The following is a 6,845-nucleotide window of genomic DNA, read 5'->3' as shown; positions in this document are numbered from 1 at the left end:
TGCACTTGCCCCTGCCGGAACGGTTGAAGGCACCACCCCGACGACAGCCGGCTTGACGCCTGCCCGCGCCGCCCTGAACGTGCTGCCAAGACTGTCTTCCGCGTGGAGAAACTGACGCCCGGACAAGGTATCGCCGTCTTCGGAGATCGCCAGAACCTGACGATAGGCGGTGCCGCCGATGTCAAGATTCGCCCGCCATTCATAACCGGTATAGACATTCAGCTTGCCGGAAACGGCCAGTTCTTCGCCACCGGCGGTTTTCAAGGTTCCAGATACCGCATAGGGCTGACTGTCGCCGGAGACCTCCAGGTTGCCGTAGGCTTCGCCCTTGTCCGGCAGCCGGGTTGCAAAGACCCAGGAACCTGTCGCTTCAGGTTTTTGCGCCTCCAGCCAACTGGACCAGGCCTCCGACTCCAGCGGATATTTTTCTGCGAGAAGCGGCACCACCTCTTCACGGGCGAGCTTCAGCCACTCGCGGTCGCGGCCAAGCGCCTGGTATTCCAGGGTCGGCCACTGCCCCACATGAAAATCGATATGGAGCGCCCACTCCTCCTGCGTCCGGCGTTGCAGGGCGTAACGGGCCGATGAATGGCAACGGGAACACATCTCGCCAAGCGGAGCCTCGACATTTTCAACGACTGCCGGTTCGCGCTCGAGAATATAACGGTAGCCTTCCGCCTCGCTTGGCGCGAGGCCCTGGGTGTCGGAGAGGTAATGGACGAGCTGGCTCTGAACCGCTGGCTCGATTTCCATGCCGTGGAAAATCCGCATGCGCACGATGGTCATGAGCCAGCCTTCCGGCGTCTTGCGCTGTCCTCCGATCCGGCTGAGAACACCCGCAGCATCGGCCTCATGGCAGCCGGCGCAGTTTTCCTCAAGCAGCGTCGCTCCGTCCTGCGCCAGGCCTGGCACAGGCATCAGAAGCAGCAACCCGGCCAGGCCGGCAACATGCCCCTTTCGCAATCGTTCGATCATGCTGTTTCCCTCATGTTGGCAGGTGGTTTTGGGAATGGCCCTGGCGAGCCCTCGCGAAGATTCCGGCTGTCCAGCCAGCGAAGTGCCGTGGCTTGTGCCGGAGAAAGGTCAGGAGAACCGGAACGTGACGGCCCGTCCGCGCGGACAAGCCCAAGAAGCTCGGTCACCGGAATTCCGGCGACAAAGGCGACACCATCCGGATCCTGCGGGGTAACCAGAACATCCCGCTCTTTCAGGCGGTTGTTCTCGATGACGACACGCCGCTCCAGGCGAACCTTGTCCGCCGATGCATGACTTGGTTCACCGTCCGGCCAGGCGGTACGCCGTGACCAGAACGGATAGGCGGCAAGGTTCTGTTCCAGATGGTAGAAATCCCGGCCGGTCCTGGCTTGCCGCCAGAAGGTCTCCACGACCCTGTCACGATAAAACCGTGCGGCAAGTTTTCGGCCCCCTGCCGGTGTCTCCAGAAGCGTCAGGACGGCAGGAACCGCCGCCAGTGCGGAGGACAGGGCCCAGAACAGGCCATGACCGGACAGGGGATCGATGGCAACCGCCGCGTCTCCAACCGGCAACACCGGTAATTTCAGTTCCGGCGCCGCCAGCACGAGACCGGCGTGCCGGGCAAGCAATCGACCCTTGAATCCGGCGTCGGTAAATCGGCTGCCCAGTTGCGGTTGGCGCAGGAAGGCCCGCATACGTTTCGATAGCGCGTCTGATCCGCTTCCGTGCAGGTCGTCCGCGTCGATGGAAATCTGGATCCAATGGCCGAAATGCGGATCGGCCGCCGACCATAGCCACCCTTGGGGCGTCGCAATCACATGGGTTCCGGTACTGTCTCCAGGCTCAGCCAGAAGACCGCTCAAGGACAAGGTGCGTGGGCCCTTCAACCCGGCAGAAGACGGCGACTGCCGCCCGCGTGCATCGATCATCAGCCGGGCGGCTACCCTTTCGCTGTTGGAAAGTTTCAGGACGACGCCTGTCTCCGGATCGCAGGTTTCGATGCGACTGACACGGGCCACGGTATGAAGCACCCCTGCCCTGACAGCCGCCCGTCTCAAGGCCGCGTCAAAATCATGACGGCGCACCAGCCGTTCGCCATTGGCCGTGCTGTTGAGGCCTGCCCAGGAGACCTTTCGCGGCATCGGAGCGCTTGCCGCCTCCAGCGCCTCTTCCAGTCCTTTCGATGCGAGAAGACGGACCACCCGCTCGCCCAGGCCTTCCAGACGCGGCCGGCAAGTCTCCGGATCGATAAGCAGGACGCGTTTTCCGGCACGCGCCAACTCGTGCGCTGCGAAGGCGCCGGCAGGTCCTCCGCCGGCGACTGCCACATCGATGCAGGTCACCAATACTGTTCCCTCGTCCAAACGCCCATGTATTCATGGTGCGGGTTCGGATTCCTCTATGCTGGGCATTAAAGGGACGGCAGCAACATGCTTTCCCGACATTTTCGGCCAATCTTTTTTGCACTGCAAAACAGGCTGGCTAATAGATTGCGCCTCGAGGGAATATTTGCTGTACTCGAAACTTCAGCTTTATGACGTCTGCGTCATGCTGCAATGGGAAACTTCGGACGAGGCGGAGGGGCATGCCGAGGGGAGCGACCATTATTTCCGGTGCGTTGAACGGACTTCAGTTCATGCTGGTCCGCAACGGCCACGATGCGGTAGCGCTGGGCCGGCAGGTCGGTTTACCGGCAGGTGCCTGGCTGGACAGTCAGTTCGAAATCCCCCTGTACGATTTCGTGAACATCTACGAACGCGGCGCCGCAATGCTCGATCAACCCGGCATCGGCTGGCAGTCGGGGCCATTGCTTGACCTGGGCGATCTTGGCGAACTTGGCGAGGCGCTGCTGACAGCCTCGACCATCGGCTCCGCCTTGCGGACCTTCGAGCGTTTCCTCCGCTACGTCCAGAGCGAAACCGAAATGACGCTGACGGTCGAAGATGGCGTCGCCACCTTGATCTACCGGATTCTCAATCCGGACATCTGGCCGCGACGCCAGGATGCGGAGTTCACCCTATCGGTTCTGACGGCACTCATCCGCCGCGGTGCCGGAGCAGACTGGCACCCCGACCTCGTCTGCTTTGAACACAGCGCCTCCCGCTCGACTTCGAGTTGGACGGATCCCGCCTTCGGGGTCTGTCAGTTCGACTGCGAGACCAATGCACTGAGTTTTCCCGAGAGCATCCTGGCCCTGCCGATGCCGAGCGACGGCAGGAAAGATCATCGGCGCGCCCTTGCAAACCTGAGCCGGGGTCTCGCCCGGAAAGCGCGGGCCAACTCCCTGACCGCTCGCACGCGAACGGCAATTTATGAGGGGCTTGGGACGGGAACAGCGGACCAGGAAACCGTCGCACGCCAGCTTGGTCTTTCCCGCCGCAGCCTTCATAGGCACCTGAGCGATGAAGGCGTCCGGTTCTCATCCCTTTTGAATGAATGCCGCTTTCGCGTGGCCCGCCATGCCCTCCTCGACACAACCCATTCCCTTGCCCAGATCGCCTGCGAACTCGACTATTCCGACCAGACCGCGTTCGAACGGGCCTTCAAGAAACGCACCGGAATGACGCCGAAGCAGTTTCGGCAGGATTTTCTCGGAACCAGATCGTCGGCCGGCTGAATCCGAAAGGCTCTGCAAGAGATCGCGACAGGCATGTCGAGGCGCTCTTTCGTGAAAGGTTTGCCAATCGACCGCAGCGGATTCGCGCAGGACCAATCAGTTCGTCTTTGCCGATTTCCGGCGCCACTCCAGCGGCGTCAGGTCATAGGCCTTGCGGAAGGCCCTGCCGAAATGGGACGCCTCTCGGAAGCCGGCAGCATGAGCGATTGCATAGACGGGCAGATGCGCGCTCGCGGGTTCGGCCAGGAGCCGCGCGGCCCGTTTCAGCCGTTCCGTCAAAAGGAAATTGCCGAATGTCTCCTCGCGCTTTGCGAAAAGGTTACGGATATATCCGGCCGAAAGCCCCAGCTCCGCCGCGCATTGGGCGATGCCGTAGTCCTCAGTGGCGCAGTTATGACGGATATGATGCATTATTCGCATGAAATGTGCATCTCCCCGATTGTTGGACACCAGTCTGCCTGCAACGGATCCCGCCGCCAGGCCCGCGAGGGAAAGAACGGCTGAGTAAAGCCACGACAAACCACCGGCGTCGGAGTGGCCAATGGTGGAGGCAAACAGACCTGAGGCCTCGCACAGGAGACTGCCGTACGTCGGTTCGCTGGAAAGTTTCAGGGCAAGTCCGTTCGCCAGTCCCCCGACATCTTCCCCCAGCATCTCCTTGGGGATCATGAGCGAGGCAACCTCCAGACAGCCTCCGGCGCCATGGTCGAGGTCGAAGTCCGCCGAACCGTCGAACAATCCGATTTCCCCCGGTCGCAGAACGATCGAGGCACCTCCCTGCTCAATCCTGCACTCACCATCCAACTGCAGGTTCATGTAGAAACATTCGTCCGGCGACGCCGCGATTTCCGCCCGCCCCCGATGAACGGGATGGCTCAGTGCCTTGACACGGTTCAGCACGCCGCCGCTGAACTGGTGAGAAACAACGCGTGCCTGAAAGGTTCCACGCCGCTCGCTATCCAGTTCCGGACGCAACGGCATGAACGCGGAGCAGATCGCATCGCGATAGTAGTCGAAGGCCTCCCCCTCTCGAAAATCACTGGTATCCCAGGTCTGCGAGCGGGCGGTCCGATGCGTGTCGGACCAGATTTTGTGAGCCTCGTTCATTGAGCGCGTAACCCGGAGCCATAGACTTGTCGCCAGAACGATAAGGGAGGAACTGAACCTATGTCTACCTACGTGCTTGTCCATGGCGCCTGGCACACCGGCGACCTCTTTGAGAACGTCGCCGACTTCCTGCGCGAAGCCGGCCACAAGGTGCACTGCCCGACCATCGCCGGCAACCGGCCGGGTGACGCCAAGTCCGTTGGGCTTGACGAAGCCGTCCGGTCCATTGCCGACTATCTGGAAAACAACGATCTTTCGGAAGTGATCCTGTTGGGACACAGCTACGGCGGCATGGTCATTACCGGCACGGCCGACCGCTGCCCCGACCGTCTGCGGCGGCTGATCTACTGGAATGCATTTGTGCCGAACGGCGGCGAATGCCTCAATGACATGGTTCCGCCCCACTACGTCGCCCTGTTCGACGAGATGAGCGCAGCCAGCGGCGACAACAGCGTGATGCTGCCTTTTCCGGTCTGGCGGGAGGCCTTCATCAACGATGGCTCGCTGGAGCTTGCGAAATCGACTTACGACAAACTCAATCCCCACCCCTATGCGACGTTCACCGATCCGATTTCGCTGAGCAGAAATCCCGCCGCGATGGAGATTGCGAAGTCCTATATCAACTGTACGGAAGACACTGCCCTGCCTCAAAGCCTTGGATGGCACCCCCGCCTGTCGGAAAAGCTGGGCCTGTTCCGGCTGGTTCAGGTTCCAGGAAGCCACGAACTGTGCTTCTCGGCACCAGAAGTCCTCGCATCGGCAATCCTGGAGGCGGGCTGCGACTGACTGCCGACCGGAAAGTGCGTGCATGTCCTCCCGCGGGGCTTCCGGCGCTTTCCGGCGCTTTCCGCCGGTATCGGCACGATATCGGATTCGAGCATGAGAGCGAGGATTTCCTTGCGGAAAGGATCTCTCCCTTCGCATGGACATCGTTCTCACAGGAAAACAGGATATCTCCAGCCTTGGCATGGGATTCCAGCCGCGACACAAGGTTCGCGCCGCCACCGGCGACGGTATTGTCGATGCGGACCTTACTACCAGAAATGCCGGCGATGCCGTAGCCGGTGCTGTTGCCTTGCCACCGGAAAACCTGAAGCGGATGGTCAAGAGGATGCGGAGTTGACCAAATCCGATCATCCTGCAGTGGGACGAGGCCTTCGACATCGGGTCGGACACTCTGACCGGGGTCTACGACGCCGACTACAAGCCGCCCTTCCCCCTGACGGCCAAGTTCGAGAAGCTGACGATCAAGGTCGACAGGCCGCAGCTTTCTGACGCTTACATTGCCAGGCTGAAGGCTGCCCGGCAGAAAGCCAGCGACTGATCGCTCTGACTTGCTGTCCGCCGGAAGCTGTTCCGGCGGACGTGTTGAATGCCATTTTGATGACATAACCCTCCCGTCTTCCGGACTGCTGCGGAACTCCAACCTGTGCTATGGTGATCACGTAGCGGAAAGTCGCCTCTCCTTCCGAAGAAAGGATGAGCGGTCATGCAGCAAGCCTCATCGATTGAACGCAAACTCACGACAATCCTGTCGGCTGACGTCGTCTCCTTCAGCAAGATGATGGGTGCCGACGAGGTATCGACACTCGAAGCCCTCAAATCCTGCCGCGCCGTGATCGACGATGCAGTCGCCAGCCACCACGGGCGGATCTTCGGTGGCGCGGGAGACTCGGTCATCGCCGAGTTCGCAAGCCCGCTGGAAGCACTTGTCTGCGCCCTCGATTTCCAGCGGGTCATTACCGACCGGAACCAGAGCGTCGAGGACCGCTTCAAGATGACTTTCCGCGTCGGCATCAATATCGGCGAGGTGATCATCGACGGCGACAACCTCTACGGCGACGGCGTCAATGTCGCCGCGCGCGTGCAGACCCTTTCCAATCCAGGTGGTGTGTGTGTGTCCCGCAAGGTCTACAACGAGGTCAAACGGAAGCTCAATGTGCTCTTCGTCGACGGAGGCATGCAGCAGTTGAAGAACATCGACGATCCGGTTTCGATCTACCACGTCGAAACACTCGGCGCCGGCGAGGCGGCGAGCAGCCCGGCCACGATGACAAGCGGTCATGGAACCGAGCCGGCGGCGAGCCGGAAGGCCGGTTTCGAGAAGCCGTCGATCGCCGTGCTGCCCTTCAACAACATGTCCGCC

The 6,845-nt window shown here is 61.2% G+C and carries 7 protein-coding genes; 4 read left to right on the top strand and 3 right to left on the bottom strand.

Going from position 1 to position 6,845, the window contains the following annotated elements:
- Positions 1-975, bottom strand: a 975-nt coding sequence (gene peaA, locus ACQY7U_RS17100) for a quinohemoprotein amine dehydrogenase subunit alpha (protein WP_428646829.1), incomplete at its 3' end; no start/stop codon positions are given.
- Positions 972-2,318 (bottom strand): flavin-dependent monooxygenase QhpG, encoded by a 1,347-nt coding sequence (qhpG, locus tag ACQY7U_RS17095; RefSeq protein ID WP_428646827.1) that lies wholly within the window; start codon positions 2,316-2,318, stop codon positions 972-974. The genes qhpG and peaA, both read right to left, overlap by 4 nt.
- Positions 2,319-2,560: 242 nt before the next feature.
- On the opposite strand from qhpG, the gene qhpR reads away from it, so the two are divergent.
- Entirely contained in the window at positions 2,561-3,592 is a 1,032-nt protein-coding gene (gene qhpR, locus ACQY7U_RS17090) for an AraC-like transcriptional regulator QhpR (protein ID WP_428646824.1), read from the top strand.
- A gap of 96 nt (positions 3,593-3,688) precedes the next feature.
- On the opposite strand, the gene ACQY7U_RS17085 is transcribed toward qhpR, so the two are convergent.
- Positions 3,689-4,699 carry a helix-turn-helix domain-containing protein gene (locus ACQY7U_RS17085; protein WP_428646821.1) on the bottom strand — a complete coding sequence of 337 codons (1,011 nt, stop codon included), beginning with the start codon at positions 4,697-4,699 and terminating at the stop codon, positions 3,689-3,691.
- Positions 4,700-4,759: 60 nt separating this feature from the next.
- Between ACQY7U_RS17085 and ACQY7U_RS17080 the strand changes: the two genes are divergently transcribed.
- The 3 genes from ACQY7U_RS17080 to ACQY7U_RS17070 form a co-directional block, all read left to right on the top strand.
- Positions 4,760-5,485, top strand: coding sequence for an alpha/beta fold hydrolase (locus ACQY7U_RS17080; RefSeq protein WP_428646818.1), 726 nt, complete (start codon positions 4,760-4,762; stop codon positions 5,483-5,485).
- Positions 5,486-5,621: 136 nt separating this feature from the next.
- Positions 5,622-5,822, top strand: a complete 201-nt coding sequence (locus tag ACQY7U_RS17075; RefSeq protein ID WP_428646815.1) for a hypothetical protein — start codon at positions 5,622-5,624, stop codon at positions 5,820-5,822.
- Between the two features lie 366 nt (positions 5,823-6,188).
- On the top strand, positions 6,189-6,845 hold a 657-nt coding region (locus ACQY7U_RS17070; RefSeq protein ID WP_428646813.1), incomplete at its 3' end, for an adenylate/guanylate cyclase domain-containing protein.

This window comes from Roseibium sp. (assembly GCF_050301095.1).
Taxonomy (GTDB): Bacteria; Pseudomonadota; Alphaproteobacteria; order Rhizobiales; family Stappiaceae; genus Roseibium.
Note: the sequence above shows the minus strand (reverse complement) of the source record. Positions and strands in the feature narration are given on the sequence as shown.

Excerpts from the sequence above, each read along its gene's own strand:
- qhpR (WP_428646824.1), top strand. The coding sequence starts at position 2,561 with ATGCCGAGGGGAGCGACCATTATTTCCGGTGCGTTGAACGGACTTCAG.
- ACQY7U_RS17085 (WP_428646821.1), bottom strand. The coding sequence starts at position 4,699 with ATGAACGAGGCTCACAAAATCTGGTCCGACACGCATCGGACCGCCCGC.
- ACQY7U_RS17080 (WP_428646818.1), top strand. The coding sequence starts at position 4,760 with ATGTCTACCTACGTGCTTGTCCATGGCGCCTGGCACACCGGCGACCTC.
- ACQY7U_RS17075 (WP_428646815.1), top strand. The coding sequence starts at position 5,622 with ATGGACATCGTTCTCACAGGAAAACAGGATATCTCCAGCCTTGGCATG.